The organism is Arthrobacter sp. UYEF36 (genome assembly GCF_040547025.1).
Taxonomy (GTDB): domain Bacteria; phylum Actinomycetota; class Actinomycetes; order Actinomycetales; family Micrococcaceae; genus Arthrobacter.
The window spans coordinates 1-21,960 of sequence record NZ_JBEPOX010000021.1 but is presented as its reverse complement, the minus strand read 5'-3'; the positions used below and the strand labels follow the sequence as shown (position 1 = coordinate 21,960).

General features: G+C 61.0%; 11 protein-coding genes and 1 pseudogene. 2 read left to right on the top strand and 10 right to left on the bottom strand.

All coding sequences use genetic code 11. From position 1 onward, the window contains the following. Window positions 1-104 precede the first annotated feature (104 nt). Window positions 105-722 carry a tyrosine-type recombinase/integrase gene (locus ABIB29_RS19800; RefSeq protein WP_354174729.1) on the top strand — a complete coding sequence of 206 codons (618 nt, stop codon included), beginning with the start codon at window positions 105-107 and terminating at the stop codon, window positions 720-722. A gap of 78 nt (window positions 723-800) precedes the next feature. Here the strand turns inward: ABIB29_RS19800 and ABIB29_RS19795 are convergent, their stop codons facing one another. Both ABIB29_RS19795 and ABIB29_RS19790 read right to left on the bottom strand, forming a co-directional pair. After that, on the bottom strand, window positions 801-2,141 hold the full coding sequence (locus ABIB29_RS19795) for a hypothetical protein (protein ID WP_354174727.1): 1,341 nt from the start codon (window positions 2,139-2,141) through the stop codon (window positions 801-803). Between the two features lie 4 nt (window positions 2,142-2,145). Beyond that, the gene (locus ABIB29_RS19790) at window positions 2,146-4,002 is read right to left on the bottom strand and encodes a DNA cytosine methyltransferase (RefSeq protein ID WP_354174726.1); all 1,857 of its coding nucleotides are present in this window, start codon (window positions 4,000-4,002) and stop codon (window positions 2,146-2,148) included. Window positions 4,003-4,714: 712 nt separating this feature from the next. Between ABIB29_RS19790 and ABIB29_RS19785 the strand changes: the two genes are divergently transcribed. Beyond that, a complete protein-coding gene (locus ABIB29_RS19785; protein ID WP_354174724.1) occupies window positions 4,715-5,665 on the top strand; it encodes a GIY-YIG nuclease family protein in 951 nt (316 codons plus the stop codon). A 460-nt stretch (window positions 5,666-6,125) separates the two neighbouring features. On the opposite strand, the gene ABIB29_RS19780 is transcribed toward ABIB29_RS19785, so the two are convergent. The 8 genes and pseudogenes from ABIB29_RS19780 to ABIB29_RS19745 form a co-directional block, all read right to left on the bottom strand. Continuing rightward, a complete protein-coding gene (locus tag ABIB29_RS19780; RefSeq protein ID WP_354174722.1) occupies window positions 6,126-6,422 on the bottom strand; it encodes a DUF3427 domain-containing protein in 297 nt (98 codons plus the stop codon). A 146-nt stretch (window positions 6,423-6,568) separates the two neighbouring features. After that, window positions 6,569-7,957 carry a DEAD/DEAH box helicase gene (locus tag ABIB29_RS19775; RefSeq protein ID WP_354174720.1) on the bottom strand — a complete coding sequence of 463 codons (1,389 nt, stop codon included), beginning with the start codon at window positions 7,955-7,957 and terminating at the stop codon, window positions 6,569-6,571. A 384-nt stretch (window positions 7,958-8,341) separates the two neighbouring features. Further along, complete coding sequence (locus ABIB29_RS19770; protein WP_354174718.1) at window positions 8,342-9,991, bottom strand: DNA cytosine methyltransferase; 1,650 nt, start codon at window positions 9,989-9,991, stop codon at window positions 8,342-8,344. A gap of 135 nt (window positions 9,992-10,126) precedes the next feature. Next, the gene (gene drmB / locus ABIB29_RS19765) at window positions 10,127-11,938 is read right to left on the bottom strand and encodes a DrmB family protein (RefSeq protein ID WP_354174717.1); all 1,812 of its coding nucleotides are present in this window, start codon (window positions 11,936-11,938) and stop codon (window positions 10,127-10,129) included. Continuing rightward, a complete protein-coding gene (locus tag ABIB29_RS19760; protein ID WP_354174716.1) occupies window positions 11,919-15,113 on the bottom strand; it encodes a helicase-related protein in 3,195 nt (1,064 codons plus the stop codon). Before ABIB29_RS19760 ends, drmB begins: the two co-directional genes overlap by 20 nt. Beyond that, window positions 15,110-16,627 carry a nuclease-related domain-containing DEAD/DEAH box helicase gene (locus ABIB29_RS19755; RefSeq protein ID WP_354174714.1) on the bottom strand — a complete coding sequence of 506 codons (1,518 nt, stop codon included), beginning with the start codon at window positions 16,625-16,627 and terminating at the stop codon, window positions 15,110-15,112. The genes ABIB29_RS19760 and ABIB29_RS19755 overlap by 4 nt, the downstream gene beginning before the upstream one ends. After that, window positions 16,624-21,339, bottom strand: coding sequence for a DEAD/DEAH box helicase (locus ABIB29_RS19750; protein ID WP_354174713.1), 4,716 nt, complete (start codon window positions 21,337-21,339; stop codon window positions 16,624-16,626). Before ABIB29_RS19750 ends, ABIB29_RS19755 begins: the two co-directional genes overlap by 4 nt. Window positions 21,340-21,563: 224 nt before the next feature. Next, a pseudogene (locus ABIB29_RS19745) lies at window positions 21,564-21,842 on the bottom strand (ATP-binding protein); the annotation flags it as partial. Window positions 21,843-21,960: the final 118 nt, after the last annotated feature.

The following is a 21,960-nucleotide window of genomic DNA, read 5'->3' as shown; positions in this document are numbered from 1 at the left end:
CAACACCCCCCGGATCATCAGTGACAGGGCGAGAAAGTCATACCGGGTCCAGCGACCATGTCCCCGTCGGTCGGGGACCCAATAAATGTAACGGGGGTAACCCGGTGGAGCTGGTCAAGCGGCCCAAAGTGGACGCGGACCACTCGGACACACAAGGACTGACGACAGACCAGGCACGCGCACTGCTGGCGGCGGCACGGACTGATGGTCCACGCTCCTTAGCCCTAGCGTCGCTGCTGCTGTTCAACGGGGTCCGGCTTAGTGAGGCGCTGAACGCCAGCACAGGGGACTACGGCCACGACTCCGGACTCCGGACGCTGAGCATCCGGCGCAAGGGCGGCAAGGATGGCAAGGTGGCCGTGCCGGCCCCCGCCGTAGAGGCGCTGAATGCCTATCTTGGAACCACTGGACGTGAGCTGGTAGCAGGAACGGCAGGCTGTGGCCTGCCGATCTTCACGACGGCCACGGGTAAGCCCTGGAATCCCTCTGAGGCGTTCCGCACCGTGCGACGGCTGGCAAGGGTGGCAGGGATCGAGGGGCAGATCAGCCCCCACAGCCTGCGGCACACGTTCGCCACCATCGCCCTTCATGCAGGGACCACCCTGCATGACCTCCAGGACAGCATGGGCCATGCCGATCCCCGCACCACCCGACGGTATGACAGGGCAGGGCAACGGCTGGAGAAGGCGGCAGGCTACGACGTCGCGAGGGCACTGGCCTAAGAGCCCAGGGCAATTAGAGAAGATACCCCCACAGATCTAGCACTGCGGGCGGCGGGGAACCAAACTCATGGTGGGTCTTCAAACCATGTGTCGTCGGGCGCAAATCTCGTTCCAGGCAACTTTGTGTTCATAGTCGATGTCCTTATCGACCTCCATTAGAGCTGCATACGTTTTCAGATACATCGAAGTACTCGGCAACAGGCGCAGGTAATATCCAATAGTGTCGAGTACGCCGTTGACAATGACTTCACATCCATTGCTGCGTTGAAATTCTACACAGCGCTGCACGATAAAGGCGCGGTCATCCTCTTGAATGCCAGCTGTCGACAATATCAAGTACCGCTCGACGGAAGCGGACACGATTTTCTGCATCGCCTCGAGAACGATCGCCCGGCCTATCGGAACGCCCATTTTGGTTTCAACGGCCTCAATAGGTCGGCCATTTTCCAAAACTACAATGTCGCCCACGGTTCCTGACTTCCGATCCGCGGCCTTCATTCGCCCGAGTGGTGCAAGTTGCCAATCTCGGTACCTGCCGACTCCGGATTCAAAGAGGCAGGAGTACGCTGCGTACATGGCCAACTGAGGCAGTCTCGGTCCACTGCTTCTGTAATGCCTACTGAATTGTTCCGCCAAGAGTCGCCGAGTTTCGTCGATAGTCAAGTTCTTGGGACAAGTCAAAGCCACGCGCCCGCGATTGCGTTCGCGAATTAGCTCTTCCAGAATGATTACAACATACTCGCGAGCCGCAGCTTGGGCTTGTTCAGCCTGAATCTCTTCAAGGTCATTGACGAGGTCGACGAGCAGCACACCAGCGGCCTTGGGAACGGTGGTGATGGTGCGCTCACGGGTCCAAGGCTCAGCAAATGAGAAGGACTGCGTCAACCAATGCGTCTCCACATTCTTAGGGAGGCTCTCAATGAGCAAGAACGGAACCGTAACCCTAGTATCAAATCGGCGGGCAGAAAAGCCATTTGGATGCTCTGTTTTGCTCATGCGGATGTCTTGGGTGGGTACCAGCATTTTGTAAAGGGCAAGAGTCAAGAGCGCACCGCGTGCAGCATGTTTGGTACCTGCCAGCTTGCGAACTTTTTGTTTAATGCTGTCAGGCAAAACGTACGACGGAGAACTCGCCGGAAGCGAGCCGGCAGGTTCAGTGGCCTCCGGGGTCTGGTAGCGGTCCTCACTGTCGGCGGCGCGACAATTATCGAATATACGGTCCGCTTCAAGTGCAACAGTCGCCGCCGCTTCCAGGGACGACTCCTCAGCAACACGGGAATCCTCGCTGGCTTCAACTGTTGCTGAGGCTTCTTTGTAAGCATCTTCTAGAGCTTCCCGAAGCGCCAGCTCAAGCGCAAGCCTTTCAGGTGCGTCAGGAGCAGTTGATTCATCAATCTCCGGCAGGTCTACAGTTTCCAAGGCCCTATATTGCCTCTCCTAGGCCAGCTTGGCCCTTCTCAAAATGTGCCTTTAGGGAAATCGACGGGAACGGGTACGTGCAAAGTATTTCCCCTCGCCCCAGGGTTGGGTGCGTGCCTTTGGTTCGAACATCCCATCGCAGGTCGCGCAGTTTGTCGACTGTCCAGATGTCGACGACCCGATCGTCGCCCTGCACAACATCTGTTAGGGCTGCAACGCCGCAGTTTTCGGATGAACCAAAAAATTCGATCAGTTTGGCCATTGGAGAGTGATCCCCGTACACAGATGTAGACACACGAACGGTATCTCCACGGTTGGCGTAATGACCATAGATATCGATGAGGGTGAAAAACCGTGACCGCTTAACCAGCTCGTTCTCGATCACAACCCAGACGGAGACTACATCAGCGATTGATCGCACTGTCGCCTGCATGGTGACTTTGTCCGTGTGATCCATGTATTTGACTAGCCCGGTCAGTTCGATGGTAACGTCCACGGCCGCGTGTTCGGGTGCAGTATTGACCGGCTTCATAAGGATGGACAGATGACTACCAACTCGCTGCGTCTCGACACTTGAACGCAGGCCGACTGAGGGGTCCTGAGCGTGAAACGATCGATCCAATGGAGAGTCGAAAACCGCAAAGTAAGTTTCGTGGTTCCTTGCGTCCACAGCAGTTGCTGCGCCAGTCTTACCGTGCCGGTCGCCCAAAGCGGCTTTAGCCTTTTCGTGAAACTGTTTGTTCCGTTCTCGTTGGCGCTTTCTGAACGTGGAAACGAAGTCGTCGCCCCGAAGGGGCAGTTCCAAGGTTGCAGCCGGGCGAAGGATCTGTTCCTTCACGGAGATAGCGATGCTCCTGGCCAATGCAGGAGGGACGCTGTTTCCTATCTGCTCAAGTACCTTGTTGTAACTTCCGACGACCTCGTATTCGTCTGGGAATGACTGCAGTCGCTTGAGTTCAGCGGCCGTGAAGTGACGATTCTTCCAGTGGAAGGGGCCTGTGAACTTGCCGGGCTTGGATTTGATCGTTCGCACCGGTTCGTCCGGCGAGGCCTTGTGCAGAAAGTCATGGAACTTGGATCGCCACGCGAATATCGGTTCAGGGTGGCCCATCTCGCGAGTGAAGAATGAATAGTTCATTCCTTCCGGGACTAACGGCAGGAGATGGCCGTAAAGACCCCCTGGGCCCGCGTGATAGCCCTCATCAGGCTCTCCCAGGCCCCGCAGGGCCTCTTGCGCGGAGACGAGTGGCAGCCCGGTGGGCGGGGCGTCAGGGCCGTGTGTCGGCATGGGGAACCGGAAACCACTACCTTTGGTTCCGACCATGACCAAGCGTTCGCGATGCTGCGGTGTCCCGTAGTCTGCCGCATCCACGACTTGGGCTGACAGATCATAGCCAGCGGAGGAAAACCCCTCGATGATCTCTCTCCACGGTCCGCCACCGTTGGCGCCGGGCAGACCGTAGACGTTCTCAAACACGAATACTTCCGGGCGAATCGCGTCGAGTATGCGGATGTAAGCCCGAAACAGCTGCCCTCGCTCGTCATCAAGACCCAGAACTCCCCCCGAACGTCTGCCTGCGGCGGAAAAGGTCTGGCACGGCGGGCCGCCGATTACGCACTCTATGCCGATCCCAACGTACGGACTCGGATCGAACTCGCGAATGTCCTCGCAGTGCACTCGGACGTCGTGCCCAAAGTAAGCGTCGGCACGGCCGTTTCTGTCCAAAGTGAGTGCGTACTGCGGTTCGATTTCGACAGCAGCGACCACTTCAAAGCCAGCTTGATGGAAACCGATGTCCAATCCACCAGCACCAGAAAAAAGGCTTAGTGTCTTGATTGGTTTTGAACCCTGATCGGCCACGCGTTACTCCTCGTCCTGAAAATCTAAATCCACCCTAGCCGCTGCCATGCACCGTTCGAATTAAGCGCGCCGTCGGCGGAGGCCGAATCCCCTGTGAGGTGCCCGGCTGGATGGGTTGATCAACTTTGATGGACCCAATGAAACCATCGAGGTCCGACAACAACGCTCGACACCAGCACTGGTGTCCCTCGCATAGGTCGACAGTGACAACCGTCTGGAGTCGTGGACCAGGAGCGCACGGACGCACAAGCTGACTTCCAGCGAGAATCTTCAGGTGACGTAAAAGTGACCGTGACGTTGGGAACTACCCGGAAATGCACTGCCTGCACGGGAGCCTTGCGTTGTCAACCACCAAACAAGGAACCCCTAGAAATCGTTGATTTCTAGGGGTTCTTCTCGAGCTTCCTGCCAGAATCGAACTGGCGAGGGAGAATGTTCAGCGGCCGACGGCACAGCCGAAGCCGATGGCGGAGTTCATGCGAAGACGGCAACAGACTTCGGCCGCTACCTGCAGAGGAATGTCAGAGCCCCGGAATCCTCTTCGCTGGACGTCTGCTGGTGGGGGTAACCCGCGCCAAACGCCCTTAGCCGTCGTTTGAAGTGTTCTAATTTTCCGCCGCTCGCATCGCCGCCGCACTCTCAGTTGGCGAGCGTGTCGTGGCCGAAACAGAGGAGGAGCCCAGGCAGAAGCGCAGTGGCATAAGGTGTTCCAGTGTCTGATCTGCGAATCCCTCCCCTCTACGTGCCTGCGGAGACAGTGGTCCCTGAAGAGCCGGCTTCCCGCGCGTCCCTTACCCTGGGTCATGTGCTTCGTGGCATAGGCGGGGACTATGACCCAGCTGTCCCGCTGGAGGACATACACGTCATCCGCCACACCTTTAAGCCGAGTGATCCCGATGCGCTGCGTGGGCCGGAGGATCTGACCCAGGAACGAGTCCTCGCCTACACCAGAGAGCAAGACATTCCGCCCCGCTTCCCCTCAAGCCCTCCCCGATACTGGGTGATCCTCATTGCCGACGGCGGGCGCCGCTCCCGCCTCTGGGGTACCTACGAGAACCAGGGCGAGGTGGCAACAACATCCACCAAGAAGTACAGATTCTTCGACCTTCGCCCGACAGAATTCCTTGCACCCCTCAACGACCGACTCGTAGTCGAATGGGACAACCCCCGCAGCTGGCACCGGAACGCCGGCTCACCCACATGCGCACGAATGCCCGTGCTGGAGATCGCCGACCGGGACAAGGTCCACTTCCCAGGCTTCGACGGCGTGCTGCTCACCTACCACCAACTGCGCGACTTGGTGGACGATCCCCGCTACACCGACTGGCGTATCGCCCTATCCGAGGTCCAGGGAATCTACCTCATCACAGACTCCACCAACGGCAAACAGTACGTAGGCAAAGCCGATGGTGCCGAACGAATTCTCGGCCGGTGGACAGCGTACGCGCGAGACGGCCACGGCGGTAACGTAGCGCTCCGCGAGCTTGCCCATCAGAGCGCAGCGGGGGAAAGGACAGGGATGAAGACGGACCATGCACGGCACTTCGTTTTCAGCCTCCTGCGCGTGTTCGGACCCAGCACACCCTCCTCAGAGGTCAACTCAGCCGAGTCCCACTACAAGGCAGCGCTCATGACACGCCAATTCGGCCTCAACAGGAACTGATCAAGCCGCCGGCCTGCTCAGGCTACGTTTCACGAGTCGCGTCACCCCTGCCAACAGAAGCTACAAGCGCTGCACTCGACGCCTTTCCACGGCCTGCCGTTCGCCTCCACACCATGTCCAAGCGTCGGTAGCATCCACGAGAGCGACGGCAGCAGAGTGGATCCGAGGTGGGCCATTGAGATGGACCCCGATCAGCATCTCCCGGGCTACCCAGTCCACTGGATCATGGTCCGTTTCTCCAGGGAATGTACCCGCTCATCGTGGAAGTCGTCAAAGGAATCCACCTGCCGGGGCAACGGGGGATTTGGCGAGAATCCGGAGGAATTTCGCAAGGATCCGGCTCACCCCAGGGAACTGAAAAAACCCGGAATCTCGCGGATTCCGAGGTCTTATCTGGCAGCGGCGGGGAGGCTTGATCTCCCCGCCTGACGATCATGAGTCGCGAGGTCGCGCGGAGATCTCATCGCGCCACCGCAGCGGCCGTCGCAAACACATCGGCCGGCATCGTCCTGTGCAGCCTCCACGTAATCGCAACCGGCTTCTCTCCCGCGTGCTGCACATAGTCCACCTGGCCGAGGCACGTGTAGGGAACAGTCAGCCCGGTCTCGTCCTCTGAGGTGTCCCGGGTGAAGATCAGGATCTTCGAACCGTGGGCGGTCGGGTCCAGGTACCGCCTGCCCGTCGGGCTTCCGGGCGACGTCGCGTTCTGCGATTTCCAGTGGAACAGCTCCGGGCTGATGGCGTAATCCTTGTACATCGTCGTGGCCGAATGTTTCTTGTCGTCCTTGTGAGCGTGACGAAGAAGGCATCTGTGGACGTCGCCGGGCACCAGGCCACGCCCTCACGGTGCTGCACGTTTTGCCCAGCTCCAGCGACCCGTATTGCAGCGCTGCCAGGACCTCCTCACGCCGGTACGTGGCGTGCGAAAGCAGCGGAACCTGCTACAATCCCGCGCCGAGGCCCTTCGCGGCACGCTTGGAAACTGCCACACCGAGCCTCACGATCTGCCGGATCTCGCTGCATACAAACTGGTAGCCGCGCAGATAGTCCAGCGTCGTATGACTGGAAACCGCCGCCGTCGTCCCAGAGCGTGTAGAACAGCATGCGGGCGGCCGTCTGCTTGGGCATGCCGAGCTCCGCGTATCGGGGTGCATCTGCACCGACGAGCATTGAGTAGGCCTCGGCCCGTTCCGGTTCGTCCACGTGGATCAGCGCGGCCATGCGGCCAAGGAGCTTCTTTTCGGCGGCGTCGGAGAGCTCCTGGATCCTTCCGCTGAGGACCGTCTCCAATGGTGAAAAGCCCTGGATGAGGCCGGCCTGACGAAGGTAGCCGGTCCACGAATCCTTGGTCGAACGGTAAATCGACTTCACGTCGTTCCCGGACCGCTCCAAGTAGGCGTCCAGCTCCGTCTCCGCGTACGAGGCGATGTCCCGGACCAGCTGGGCCCGGTTGAACCGCAGCTGCGCCTTGATGTTGTCCAGCACGACCTTCTGCGCCACCCGGTCCAGCACGATCTGCGAGCCCGGCGGCAGGTACGGGAACTCGTCCTCGACAGCCTTCTCCAGTTCCTTGCGCCCGTAGCCGGTGAGCGCCCGGTAGCGCAGATCGAACCGAAACTCACGGCGCTGCTGGCCGATGAAGTCCATGACGGTCAGCACCGCCTTGCCCTCGGCACGGCGCAGCCCGCGCCCCAGCTGCTGGAGGAAGATCGTGGCGCTCTGCGTGGGCCGGAGCATCAGGATCGTGTCCACCTGCGGCAGGTCCAGACCCTCGTTGAAGAGGTCGACGGCGAAGATGCAGTTGATCTCGCGAGCGGCGAGCCGCTTCAGCGCCGCCGCCCGGTCGGCGTCGTCGGTGCTGCCGTCGACGGCGACCGAGGCGATGCCGGCGCGGTTGAAGACCTCCGCCATGTAGTGGGCGTGCTGGACCGAGACGCAGAAGCCGATGGCCCGCATCTGCTCGGTGCTGGTGACCTTGTCGCGGAGTTCGCGGATCACCTTGGCCTCGCGGGCGTCATTGCCGGTGTAGAGGTTGTTCAGCTGCGCGGTGTCGTAGTTGCCGCGCTTCCATTCCAGCTGGCTGAGGTCGACGTCGTCCGAGACGCCGAAGTAGTGGAACGGCACCAGCAGATCCGCGTCCAGGGCGTCCCAGAGACGCAGTTCGCTGGCGGTGCGGCCATCGAAGAACTGCTGGGCGACGTCGACGCCATCGCCGCGTTCCGGCGTCGCGGTCAGCCCAAGGAGCTGCTGCGGCTGCAGGTGGTCCAGCAGCCGGCGGTACGTGGGCGCCATGGCGTTCAGCCCCCCACAATCCCCAGGTCGAGCGGCTACGAGCCCAACGAGCTCTCCCGGCAACAGGTCAATCGGGAAACGCACAAGATGGAGCCACGGTCAGTGGAGCACCCCTCAGCCGCGACCTGCCCCGTATGGAGCGCTTGCTCGCGGGGGCTCGGTGGATAGCGGCTGAGGCCCGGCCACGCCCGGCATGACGATCAGCTAGGGCTGATTAACGGTGGGACTGACATGTGGACTCCGATTTGCATTCATAGGTGCGCCTGCCAACAGCCAACGGCGGTGTCCCTGCATGTCGGCAGAGAGAGTGTTGCCAGTTGTACTGGGCCGATCAGCGTCCCAGGCTCTCGCGCGAATCGCTTGGATTATTAACGTCTCCACGGATCAAACTGCTGTGGCCTGCTCAACGAAATCGTCGTGTAGGCGTTTCGACAGCCCTCTTGTAATAAGTTCAGGGACGCCGCCGGATTCTGGAACCACACCAGGCCAGCCCAAGGCTCTGACCTCCGTGAGAGAGTCCGAAGGGTGTATTTGACTTGCCGAGCGCAGGTAACTGTAGATCGAAGCCGCGATTCTTGTCGCTAAGGGAACAGGAACTGCATTTCCGATCTGCTTGGCGATATCAGTTTTTGATCCGCACCACAGGAAATCATCAGGGAATCCTTGGAGCTTGGCTGCCTCAAGATGGGTAATTGGGCGGTCGTCCGTCGGGTGAAGGTAGCGCCCCTTCTCTGGCTTGAAGAATTCGGTCCGGACTGTGACCGACGGTGAGCCATGCCGGATCCGTCCCATAACGTCCCCCGAGCCCGTGTCGTGTCCATCCCACGCCGGAGTTGACAGGTATTCGAGGGTGGCACTTCGAGTCGACTGTCCGTCCCAGACTTCCGCTCGAAACGCCGCATCCTGACGGCGGCCGGAAGTGATCGCTTCTATCTCACACGACCGAACTGACAGCGTCTCAGAAGTTGAAGTGCCCTCCGCAACCACCTTGTAGCTGCCAAGTGGATCTAGGCCGCCTACGCCGTCGCGGGGACTCCCTACCTTTTCGATAATCAGCTCCCCGCCTTCCTCGAAACGACAGAGATAACGACCCCGCAGATTCTTGCGGTTTCCGTTAATCGGAATCGCCTTGTAACGAGCGAGCGAAATGGGTTCGGGGCGCCTAGTGATATGCAGCTCCGAGGTGACAAATGGTCCTGCCATGCTTGCCGTGATGCCGTCGATCCCCACCACTCGGCCCGCAGGCAGCTCCGTTGTTCCGAGTTTCTTGCTGGCGGTTTCAGCGAATAAATCGTCGACCGTCCGCCACGCGGGCAGGCCAACCGGCGCGCCCAGTCCGCCGGGAATGCGACCGGCACGGGAGTGGGTCGGTACGGGGTACTTCATGCTGTCCACGGGCAGCCCCGCGTCTGTCCGGATGCCGATCACAATTGCCCGCCGACGTGCCTGCCTCGCGCCGTAGTCGGCCGCGTTAAGCACAAATCGCCTGGCGCGTTCCTCTTCCGTGTCGATTTCCCGCGCTCCCGGCGCGTCAACGAGTCGATAATTCGTGAGGTCCCCGTTCCCGATCCGCTCTTGGAGATCCAGGAACTCAACGGAGCGTACGAATCGATCAACGTTCTCGATGACGAAGAGCATGGGTTGGAGGGCCGTGACGACACGAATGAACTCTTGCCAGAGTTTGTTCCGGTCTGCACGTACCTTGTTTCGATTTAACCCTGAGAATCCCTGGCACGGGGGGCCACCGACAACGACATCAACATCGCCCGGGCGCCATTTAGGCTCCCAACCAACAATGTCTCCGCAGAAAATTTCCGGCGGATCAAACTGACGATGCCGACTTGACCGGGCTCCAAAGTTCATCGCGTAGCTCGCGGCTGCTGCGGGCTCCCATTCGACGGCACCTATGCTGCGAAAAACAGGATTGCTAGAGTTGTCCGGGCGAAATTGATGAAAGCCTTCAGAAAGTCCTCCGCAACCCGAGAATAGGTCGAGAACCGTGATGGGCGCCTCGCCTGTACTCTCTCTTGCCATTGCTCAATCCTAGCCTGCCGGCGACACCCCTAGCCGCTAGCCTGTCCTCGCCGCTTGTGAGAGTCACAGAGACCGAATTAGGTCCGCCACCCCTCACCAAGTCGGAAAAATCCCAAGACGAACGACTGCCTCACGTCAGACGGCACCCGCCGACCTCACTTCCTCCAACACACCGTCCAGCAGTCCGGGGACATTGCTACCGCCCAGCACTAGCTGTCGATCAAGAAACCGGTTTGCGGTTTCACAGGACGTCTCACTGACGAGCGAACAACCGTGGCAGGCCGAGAGGTTCAGGCTTGATGCACCCTGCTTGTCGCTCTCGATGCAAACTGGATCGTTCGAGCAAACGTCGGCATCGTCAAGTGCTGCGAGGAGCAACGGCACCAGCTTGTCTGGATCGGCGAGTCTTACTAGACCTCCGAGTGTGCCTTGGGCATCACCCGCTGCTGTATAGACGAGGATGCCTGCAGTACGGTCCGGCCGGTCGGCATGCGCGTAGATCCGCTCCTGAAGAGACGCCGAGGAATACCCACTGGCATAGGCGAGGCGGCGGATTAACAGGTGCGCGATCGTGTGCAGAGCGACATAGCGCGGCTCGGGGACGTCGAGGCGGTGCGCCCATGGAGTCTCACTGCGCCTGTTCACGAGAATGCCAGCACGCGCCTGGACCTCTGGTCGGTTCTCCCACTCGCTAAGGAACTCCTCGTCAAACTGAAGAAAAATCCCCTCTCCATACATCTCGATTGCAGGTAAGTCAGGCTTCCGTTTGCCATCAATTGAAAGGTCTGCTCTGATCATCTCCGCATCGGCGGAGTAGCGGCGGAACCCCTTGAGCGCACGGACCTCGCGGACCCTCCTGACCTGTCCGACGGCGGTTAGACGAGCGGCGAGCGCTGGGGGGACACCCTGGTGACTGCCAACGGTCCAGCTGTCTACGACGAAGTCGCCTTCGCTTAGATCCCGTCCGGATGTCTCGAGCTTCTTGAGGAAGGCCGCCCATTCGCCGTCCTTCAGGTCCAGCAAGATGTCGTCGTTGGGTTCGTTGCCGCCGGCCGCGACACTCAGGACCTCCTCAGCGCTCACGCCGAGCTCGCTGGCGATCCATTCGGCGACCATTTCAGACTGCGGGCCACCGTTGTCGGCGACGACCTTCTCAAAGAACATGTGACCGCGGATGGCGTCGGCTGCTGCAGCCGAGCGGGGGCGCTCCTCAGGGATGTCGAGCGCCGAGATCCGTTCGGCGATGTAGTTGCCGGTCGCCCCGCGCTGCACCGCAAATAGCTTGTGATCGCATGCGTTGCCGGGGATCGGGTCCTGCCAAGGCTGGACGCCCTTGCAGCGGATGCCGTCGCGGGCGAGCGCGTCCTTGGTGACGAGGTCTGACAGGGGCTTTGACCTCTTGCACCCACCACATTCCACGCGCAGGGACTTGAGGCCTTCACCGTGCTTGGCGGAACGGACGAACCGAAGTTCCTTGTAGGCACGGCAGAAGCGTACGGATTCCGTGACACCAGCGTCGTGGCCGCGGTGCGTCCACATGAACCAAGGGATGTCCTGGAGGTGGCTGCCCTTCTCGCAGACGGCGACGTAACGCATAGGGACGAGCGATCCGTCGCAAGAACACTTGTTCGTCCATTTTCCCTTGTTTTTTCCTGTCTTCTGCGACAGCCGGGAGCACCTTTCGCAGAATCTCCAAGTTGGGAACCGCCAGTAAAGCAGACCGAGTGTATCTTTCCCTGCACGGCCGGAGTGAGCCGGTGCCTCGCGCAGGGTGCTTGGTCCGAGCCGCTCCACGAGGCGTTCGCAGTGGATTTCGGGGGCGAAGCGCTTATCCCACCACGAGGTGTCGGGAGCGATGAGGGACTCACCTCGGATGTCAACGATTGCCCCGACCCCGAAAGGCGAGACGGTTTCCGACAGCCGCAGGTCATGCTTGATCCGTTGCAATGGTTCCCTCCTCAAAAGGCTCGCGTACATCCACGGCCACGTTTGGTTCGACTGACCGCATCGAGTCAGCGACAAGCCAGCCTTCGCCCGGCTGCCCGAAGCGCTTGAACAGTGCAGCGTCGGCCTGATTTTGACGGTCGTATAGGAGCCGAGAGTCTGACGCTCGCCCATTTCTCGCACGTCTGTCCCACTCGTTTAGTAGCACCTTGACCCTCTCTCGCGTATCGTCCCCTTCGACCTTGTCGGCACGCTGCACGAGGCTCGCGAACCTATCGACAAGGGCGTCGATCGTCCCCCTCTGCGCGGCATCGTCCAGATCGAGTCGACCAGCGGCGTCATTTTCAGCTAGTGCGGGTACCGAATGGCGTATAAGCGCCGTCATAGCACCGGCGAGCGAGCGCTCGCGTGACGCCAGCGACCAGGGCGTTACGCTTGTTGGCTCGACATTCCGGTACAGCACTTCGTGGTAGCCGCGGAAGGTCTCGAAGTGCGAGCGGTCCCGCGCGCGGTTGGACCGGAACAACGTCGTGACGACACCTTGGACCTTGCCACGCCCTACCCTGCTGGTGGCCTGGATGTACTCTGAGGTGGTCTTAGGCTGGCCGACCATCAGCATCAAAGCTAGGCGCGGGATGTCGATTCCCACGGAAAGCATGTTGGACGAGAGCACGACGTCTACTGCTTGGTCCGAGTTATCTACACTGCGCCTGAGCTCACGCAGATCGTTCGGCAGCTCTTCCGGTCCACGACGGCTGGTTAGCTCGAGGACCCTTCCTGCTCTGACAATGCGGAGGTCGTGGCCGAGCCGCTCGGCTCTGGGTTCAAGGCGTGCGTTAACGTCGTCGACCACGAGCGTTCCGGTACGGCCAAGCTCGCGCAAGCTGTTGTGGTACATCACCGCGGTCCAGTAGGCGTCCCGACTGACGCCCGGGTTCCCCAACCTATCGAGCATTGCTGGGATCTCGATCAACGGTGAGGCGGCTGAAACGGTGGCAGACATCTGCGATAGGGCTTGTGGCATCAGCCCGAGGTACAGGCGCCCCTCGCCGCTGCTGACAGGCTGCGAAAAGAAAGTGCGGTCGTCGTCGAGACCCGACGGGGGGTACAAGGCGACTGCTCGTCCGTACAGTCCCTGAACCTGTTCATCGGAGGACCTGATCGTCGCGGTGGACGCAACGATCTTGGGCGACGCTCCGCCAGCGGAGAGCAGCATCTGAATTACGGCGTCGAAGACTGCAACAGTGGTTCCCAAGGGACCCGACAGCAGGTGCAGTTCGTCCTGGATGATCATGGACGGCTGACGGAACGCGGTATTTAGGCCGAGCAATCGCCCCGCCTCGGGACGAAACTGCAGGCGGGCGAACTTGTCGACGGTCGCGAGCAGGATCGTCGGCGGATTCTCATAGAGCACCTCGTCCACAACCGCGACCGGAAGCTCATCGCTGAACTCGCACGTGATGTTGGTGCAGTGGATGACAACGTCGCGGCCGACAAGCCTGACGCCATACTCGCTCAACCTCGAAGACCGCGACTCAGGCAGTAGCGGGGTGGCGCACCACGGGCAGCTCTCAATCTGGAACTGATTCGCTTCCTCTGGGCGCGCTGCCTTATGTAGTCTCTCCAAAGCGGCTTTGGCGTCACGTCGGGATCCCGGAGTGACCTCATTGCCCACCCACAGGCCGATCGTGAAGGCCGCCATCCCTTTTACCCGCGGGTCGCCGAGCCTACCCGGCCGGCGAAGGATTTCCATCGCGCAGACGAGTGAGGCCGCACGCTGGAACTGCTGTGAGGTCAGTAGGCGCAGCGTGTACCGGGTCAATACCGCGGTGCCGCTGCCAGCCGGCCCGTCAGCAATTCTGCGGCGGAATATCTCGATCGCTGCGAGCCCAAGATAAGCCTCTGTTTTGCCGCCACCGGTCGGGAACCAAATCAGGTCGACGAGCTCGCGCTCTGAGTGGGTCTCATCGACGGTCGAGGCAAGTGCGACCAACAGGAACCCGAGCTGGAACGGCCGCCAGCGTGGTTCCGATGCTGCGTCATGCCGATTGAGCGCCGCCTGCCGCATCTGCAAGCGCATGGCAGCCATCGCGAGGGCGAACGCGGTGCGGATATCGGACCGGTCGTCCTTCCTCAAAAGGGTGACGGCCTCACGCATGCGGCCAAGGGCCACCACGGAGCGATCAACGATCCGTCTGGCGACGAAGGCGTCGGAGTCGAACGAGTTCACCCGCGCCTCTTCCGAGGCAACCCAGGCCCCGAAGGCGTCGACAAAAGCGTCCAAAGACGCGAGAACCACGTCCGGTGTCGAGTCGAGACACGAGAGATGGTCGAGACGCAGGGCATGCGCCTCAGCCGCCGACTCATCGAAGGCTGTGGTTTCGATAGCCGGCACCACGAATGAAGGCACGGGGTCGAGCCATACGCGAGCGCAGTGGCCGTCAAACATCTCCCAATTGGCGGCCATGCCGTGCCCGACGGCGTAGACCTTTCGGTTGCGGTACCGGAGTCGAAGCTCGGCGGACTCATCGTCGAGATCCAAGGCTCTGGTCGTGTCATACTCGAGGATCGATCCGTGCTCCTGCGGCGTGACTGCAAGCGAGAGCTGGTAGAGCATATTGACCGCGTCGAGGCGGTCGTCACCGGTCGACTGGGCGAGGACCCGTACGTGGACGGTCACGAGGAACGCGTCGCCAAAGGCTCTCCATCGAGATCCGATCTGGATCGGCACGCCGCCGGCTGTCTCCTCGCGGTGCGGCTGGTCGCGAGCAAGCTCAAGGCCCTCGAAGCGGAATGGCACACGCCGCCATCGTGGCGGCCCGTCCCCGTCCACGGCGGTGTACGTCGCGCCAGTGAGGTCGCACAGGACCGACGACTCGCTAGTGACGAAGGAGATTGCGACGGAGGACGGCCGCCAATCCTCCGCGATCGGAACGCTGGAAGCGGCCTCCTCTACTTCCCCGGACGAAGAGACGGCCCCGTCGAGGTCGACCTCGTCGACGTCGGGGGTGGCAGCGCCCTCCACGACTGGACCGGCGTTTTCACGTGGGAAGAGCATGCCGACGGCGTACTGCCTGTTCGGAAGGTTCTCGAGGACTTCGTCGTCGCCTCCGTCCGGCCCAAGATAGGCAGATCGCAAGTGCTCTAGCACCAAGCTTTGTGCCTGGGTGAGGGTCATCCGGTCACCGTCCTCTGCCGTACCAGCTGCTGAAGACGCTGTCTGTCGTCTTTGGACACCAGAACGTGGAGGGAGACCCGTGCCCGAGTAACCGCGACGTAGAAGGCCGCTATGCCGGCATCATCGAGCGGTTCGGGCAGGCCGCATACGATCACGTGCTCAGCTTCGAGGCCCTTGGCGAACTTAGGGGTGGTTACGGTGATGCCATCGGTCGTCGCGGGCGCCGCAACCGAGGACGGGTCGATGATCCAGATCTCGCTCCGGGGGACCCCTTCTTTGACAAGCTTTGCGGCGACATCCGCCCCGTCCGAGATATTGACCCGGCTCTCCGTTGTGTGCCATTGGACTCGCTCGCCATGGACGATTCCAGGGTCCCCGACATCCGCGCCGAGGTATTCCTGGACGACGTGCACGATCGCCTTCGTATTGCGCACGTTGAGGTCGAGGTCGACTGTTACGGCCTCGTCCGCCACGAGGGCTGCAACGTCCGCGTCATATTCCCCGTCGACGTGCGCCTGGTTGTTCGGGTCAAGGAACATCCGCCAACGCCCGTTGCCTCGCCCTCCGACGATCACTGTATCGATGCGGTCCATAGCCTCGGCGGTCATCATGTCTTGCGCTTCGTCGATGAGTACCACGTCATACCGCCCCGCGGTGCCGAGCTTCTCGAAAGGTATTACGTCCACTGGCCGGGAGTCGAGGTGTGGGGAGAAGAACCGCGCAAGAGCAGGCGACCGAAACGTAACCAGCACGGAACGTCCTTGATCTGCTTCTTGCTTGGCGGCCTCGACCAGGACAAGGGATTTCCCGGTTCCAGCGCCGCCGTGGACGAGCATGCGTTGGTTCCTCGCGAGTGCCCCAAGAACTCTCGATTGCCCGGCGGTCGCGCGGTTCTGCTCCTCGATGACCGCTCCGCGCTGTGCGTCGATGACTGGCATCCGGGTGAACTCGCCGAACAGACGCGTCCGCAGGTCGTCCATCCGAGCAAGCTTCTCCCCGGATGGAGTCGGACGGGCGCCCGCTACGACTGCATCGAGCGCTGCTGCGAGGCGTGCAGAGGACACTTGGTCGCGCGCGAGCCAGTGCGTGGGTAGCCAGCCGACTGCATCCGGCGGCGTGTCGATGTCCGGGGTCACGACGACGGCCTCGTGGGCGAACCATCCGATACCTTGCTCTTTGAGGATGGTTCGGAGCGCGAAGCCGGCCGAGCGAGCCTGCTCCATCGGTGAGGTCGCAAGTCTGTGCCAGTCTCCGTGCCGGTCGACTGTGTACCAGACACCGTCGTGCTTGCGGACACCTCCCCCCTTGACCTCTATCACGATCACGGTCCCGCGCCATAAGATCACGAAGTCTGCCTCGGCTTGCTGCTTGTAGGCGTGCGAACGGAGGTCCACCGAGTAAAAAGCTACTGCATTAGGGTCGGCGTCGATATCACGAAGGAGCCGAGCAAGGGATCGTTCACCCGCGCTTACGGACTTCTTTTCAATGTCTGCCAGGGCCGGAACCAGGATCATCTCTGCTGCTCCTTCCAGAGCTCTTGGTAGTCGTGGTACCCGAGGAAGTCGTTCATCGCGCCCCAGTTGTCGGCCACGTCGACGATTAGGCACTCTTCCTTGCCGCCGTTCTCCTTGCCCCGCAGCCCTCGACCGGCCATCTGGATGTAAGCGCCAGGGCTGAAGGTGGGACGCGCAATGTACAGGGCGCGTACGCCCGGTGCGTCGAAACCCTGGACCAGCAGGTCACAGTTAGCGAGCACCTTGATCCCGCCATCTTGGAACTCCTTGATGACGTTCCGGCGTTCCTGGCGCCCGGTCTGGCCACTCACCGAGGCCGCCTTCACGCCGCGATATCGTAATGACGCGGCCAGCACCTGGGCCGACAGCACACTCGGCGTAAATACGAGGATCGGCCAGTCCGGATCCTGTTGCAGGATGTGCTCCACGAGGATTCGCATACGCTGCTCGTTTCGGCCAATTCGCTCGTAGATGGAGCGGTCGATGAGCCTGCTGGACTGGAGAGTGCTGCGTTCCGCCTGGCTGAGATCGACCTCGACGCCTGTCGGGAGCACCTCATGCCGGACGCTCGCGAGGACGCCGAGCTTGACGAGCTCTTTATAGGCGTCGGACTCGAACGCCGTGAGACGCTTGGTACCGAACCTCGCGACTAGCTCCTTGGTACCGCTGTGGTCTCCTGCCCGCCCCCTGAACGGGGTCGCCGATAGGCCCACCAGCGGACGTTCCCAGCTGCGCCCGTCGACGCCAAGCCATCGCAATATCGTCGTGTAGCGCGTCGATCCACCCGCACGGTGTGCCTCGTCAATAAAGACCGCGGTCGGCTTGCTGAGCCACTCGTAATCCGGGCGATCCATAATCGCCTCAATCTTGGCGTCTGTAGCGACGACGACGGAGAGCTCGGTGTCAGGCTCGTGGACTGTATTGGTGTCCCACAGCCGACCGATAGTCAGAGGGCGCTCGTCGCCCAAGTACCGCCAGACAGTCTGGAAAGTTTGCACTGCCTGCTCGCACAGCTCCGCGGACTGGGCTATCCACAGAATCGTCCCGGACAGCACCTCATCGACGAACAACTTGAGCGCCGTCTCAGTCGCCACGCGGGTCTTGCCCGCTCCCGTCGGCAACTCGACCATTCCCTTTTGCGCCGGGCCGTCCGCCGACGGCTGGGTCAGAACCGTCCGAAGCTCCTCGCTGATCTTCTTCTGGTAGCTGTGAAACTTGTTGAGTCGGACGGCTCCGGCGACGATGAATTCTTCCGGACGCGGCTGGTTTCGCTGCCCTGCGAACTCCGGGCCAAAGCCCATCTTGCGCACCCAAGAGATGGCTGCCGGGGTACCCGCCCACGCCGACGGTACGTCCGAGAATCCCTCCTCCCGAAAGCGATCCGCAAGAATCCGCAGCGAATCGGAGCCGTAGACAGTCAGGAAGAGGCCGGCGACCGAGGTGTCGTCGTCAACGAGCCCTTGGGCCTCCAACGCCGTCCAAAGGCCAGTCGGCAGCGCGTCCCGCAAATCGTCAGGCCCGATGTACAAATCGAGACGATCAGCGTCGGACTCGATCGCGTGCGCCTGCTGACGCAGGAGCTCCAGCCGATGGTCGAGCCCGGCCTTTAGCACCGCCGCCAGCCGCGAGTTGTCGAGGCGAAGGCCGAATGCTTCGTTCACGAAACCGAGGATCCGTCGCTCGTCGGCATCGTTGCTAACAATCAGCTCAGACCCATCGAGGTGCCAGTTCAATGGCTGATCCTCGACACCATCCTCGGTTGTGACGCGCTTGGCTATCTGGAGCGCCCGGGAAACCTTGGAGGAGCCCAGACGCACTCCGAACTCGTTACGCAGCCCGGTGTACACGTCCAGGATCCGCTGAGCGTCCTGCTGCCCGTCGACAACCATGGAGAAAGAGAAGCTGTCTTCGAACCGACGACAACCCACGACCTCGACCATCTCCTTAATCTGCTCCGTCGCGACCCGAAGATACGGGCGTTGACGGGTGCGCAGGAAGTCCTCCTGCTCGTCGGTCGTGGCGAGGTAGACGGTCCAAGGGGCATGCGCCTCAATCGTCTGCTTGACTCGCGCTGGCACAGTCGCAGGTTTCGAGCCCGCGAGTCCGATCTTGCTAGCTGTCAGCACGAACTCGATGAGGGTGCCGTTGTCGTCCACCCGTGGGAAGAGCTCGCCCTCAAGCATCTCGCGCAGGACGTGAGGGGGGACCGCATCGAGCGTGTCTGGGAGGTCGAGTACGTTCAACGCCTGGTGCGGCCCCTTGTAAAGCGGCAATAGGCCACCGAAACGCACCAACGAGGGCGCGACGACATCACGCAGCGGACGGTATCCGCGGGTAGTATTTAACAGGCCCGCCTGCTCGATCGCCCACCGTGCCGGTGACGTAACCGCAAATGTACGTCCAGTGTCGGCGTCCTCAAAGATCCATTCCCCTTCGGCGAAGGAGAGAAGGGATGACGTCCAGTTCTCGCGGATCTGAGGTGACGCACCCGCGTCACGGAGCATGAAGAGTACCGAGAACGGTCCTGGGCCTTCACCGGGGCTCAACTCGATGGACCTTATCGGCCTTTCACCAGGCCCTTGTTTTTCGTTAAGCTCGCTGAGCGTTGCCTCGACGAACGCGCCATACGCCAGCTCATCCTCAAGGGCAAAGTCTTTCACCGGCTGCTGCACCACACCCAGCCTGTGGGCGACGTCAGGTACGCAGCGACGACGGTCGAGGAGCCGCGATGCGACATCGTCAGGGAGAACAACCTCAAGGTCGATCACCTGCTGCGGCCAGGCCCAGCCACCGTCACGAGTCGGCACCTTGATCGACGCCCTCGACGAGCCCATTAACTTTGCAGCAGCAGGGGCAGCCACCGACAGAACAGCGTCCCATAGCTTGACAAGGTCGTCGTCATGAGGCTCAACAGGAAGAGTAGCCAAACGTGCATTTAGGATCGCCTCGGGATCGAGGTCCCGGAACCCGCGTCCCCGAAGGAGCACTTCGACGCCTTCCTGGGCGAGGAATGCTGCGTCTACGAAGACGGCCCCTTCTATTTCAAGGTCTTTCTCATGGTGGAGGAACACGACGTCCCTATCGATAAGTGCACGCATGCCCGCCGACGTGGGGATCACCTTGGCCGTCGCAATCTCATCAAGACCCGGGTTTTTAGTAACAGTGCGGAACGCATTGGCCGCCGACGTGGGGTCGTCGCCCTCGGCCCACTCTCGAAGCCAAGTCAGAAGGCCTCTCTTCGGCATCTGCTCCAAAGCCAGTTTGGTGTCCCGTGCGCTCGGATCGAAGTTAGGGCTGGTTGCGGCTAGGAGTAGATCGCGCAGACGGGACGCGCGGGTGCTATTCGAATAACAGCGCCAATGCGGGACATCGTCTCCTGTGTTCGGAGACACGATCCAGCCCTTATGAACCGGCTCCTCGAAGCGGGCGGTTAGATCGAGCGGGCGCAGCTCAGCACCATTGCAGAGTTCAGCTGAAGCATTTGGAATTAGCGCGCCCGCTCCCGCGAGTCGCAGCACATGCGATGACAAGTTCTCGTCGCCAAAACCGTGGCTTTCCTGGCCACGGCCGCGGGCGGGCATGTAGTCCAGGTGTGCCGCGGGGTCGGCTTGGGTCCTAAGCCGAGGCAAGAGACCCACGAAAATCTCGGCAAGTGTTCGAAGCATTTCCCGGTTGTACTCGTTCTTGAGAAGGGTAGTCCGGTCATCATTTACGCTCCAAGGCGCGTTGAACAGCGCAGATGCGGACGTGGTGTCCTGCAAGCGGAAATAGGACCAGAACTGGCCGATTCGCAGAAGATTCTGTTGGGCTGGAACCGCAACGGTAACCTTGACCTCGCTGCGGGACACCGCTTCTCCAACCAGCTTTCGCGCCTCGGCCGAGGGAGCATGCATCCGGCTCTCGACCATCCACTCGCTACCTTCGCCATCGGGGCCTTCAATCCTAAGGATTCCCCCGCCCAAGTCTCGAGAGACATGGGTGGTTTCAAAGGGGTCAGGACCAACGACACGGAGCTTGACTTCACGAACAGCCTCAACAAAAAGCAGGAACTCCGAGTCGAAACTCTTGATCTCCTCGCGAAGGTGCTCAAGGTTGGATGCGAACGGGAGCTTCACGATCGTCGACGCCCAGACTGCCAGCTCAGCAAGGACCGGGTCTTCCTGGATCTCTTTTGCTGCATCCAAGAGTGTCGCCGTACGTAGGACTGGAAGTCGCTGCCCGGCTGATACCGCGGCAAGGGCCTGGCATGCGTGTGAGGAGTTGAACTCGAATGAGACGGACCGGCTGATCACTTGCGGCGACTCGCTCACGGCAAGTACCGACTTGAACCCTAGTCCGAACCGTCCAATCTCATCACCACGCTTGCCACTGAGGTGGGCGTGGGTGATGGCAATCAATCCGGACTTCGAAAAAGGACGTCCCGAATTTGCGCAGTAAAGGGTGCGCGAAACTGAATCGAGCACGATCTCGACTCTTCCGATGTCACCCGACCCGGCGTCAGCTGCACCGGCCATCGCATCTGCCGCGTTCTGAACGAGCTCGAGGAGTGTGCGATTTGCGTATCCCCCGGTCCGGATGGACTCCTCGTGGTTAGCATGCTCAGCAATCAACGTGGGCTTCGCTCTATAGGCAGCTATCGCACTCGCGAACTGTTCGTTGACCTCCCGAACCAGCACTTCGTCGGCAAGCCAGCCGGTAGTTGTTTGTGCCACGGATTCCCCCAAATCTTGCAGATGCTGCACTGCACAGTTGTGGCAGGCAACGACGCCTAAGACAAAAATAAATATGATGCAAGAACAAGTTTTACCATGCTCACTGCTGGAGACGGTGACAGCTCGGCCAGAGTTGACCCCAAGTCATCAATGCGCTGAACATGTCAGTGATGGTCGAAAACTGAGCCGTTTCGTGGGTTGAAAAGTGAGCCACGTTGATTTGGTTATTCTGCCTGATTTTCCGGTCTTGTCGAGGGCAGGGAGTCTGTCCGGGTGTGTTTGAGACGGTAGCTGGACCCTTTGAGGGTGATGACTTCGGCGTGGTGGACGATCCGGTCGATCATGGCCGAGGCAACGACCTGGTCTCCGAAGACATCTCCCCAGCGCGCGAACGGAAGGTTCGAGGTCAGGATCAGCGAGGCGTGTTCGTAGCGTGATGAGACGAGCTGGAAGAACAGGTTTGCGGCGTCCTGTTCAAACGGGATGTAGCCGACTTCATCGACCTATGCGGATGTCCGCATAGGTCGATCTATGCCGAGCCCGCGACTATGCCGAGGTGTCCGCCAGGTCGGGCTGGTGTGCGGGGTCCGGGCCGGTCGCGGGTCGGCATAGTTACAGGCT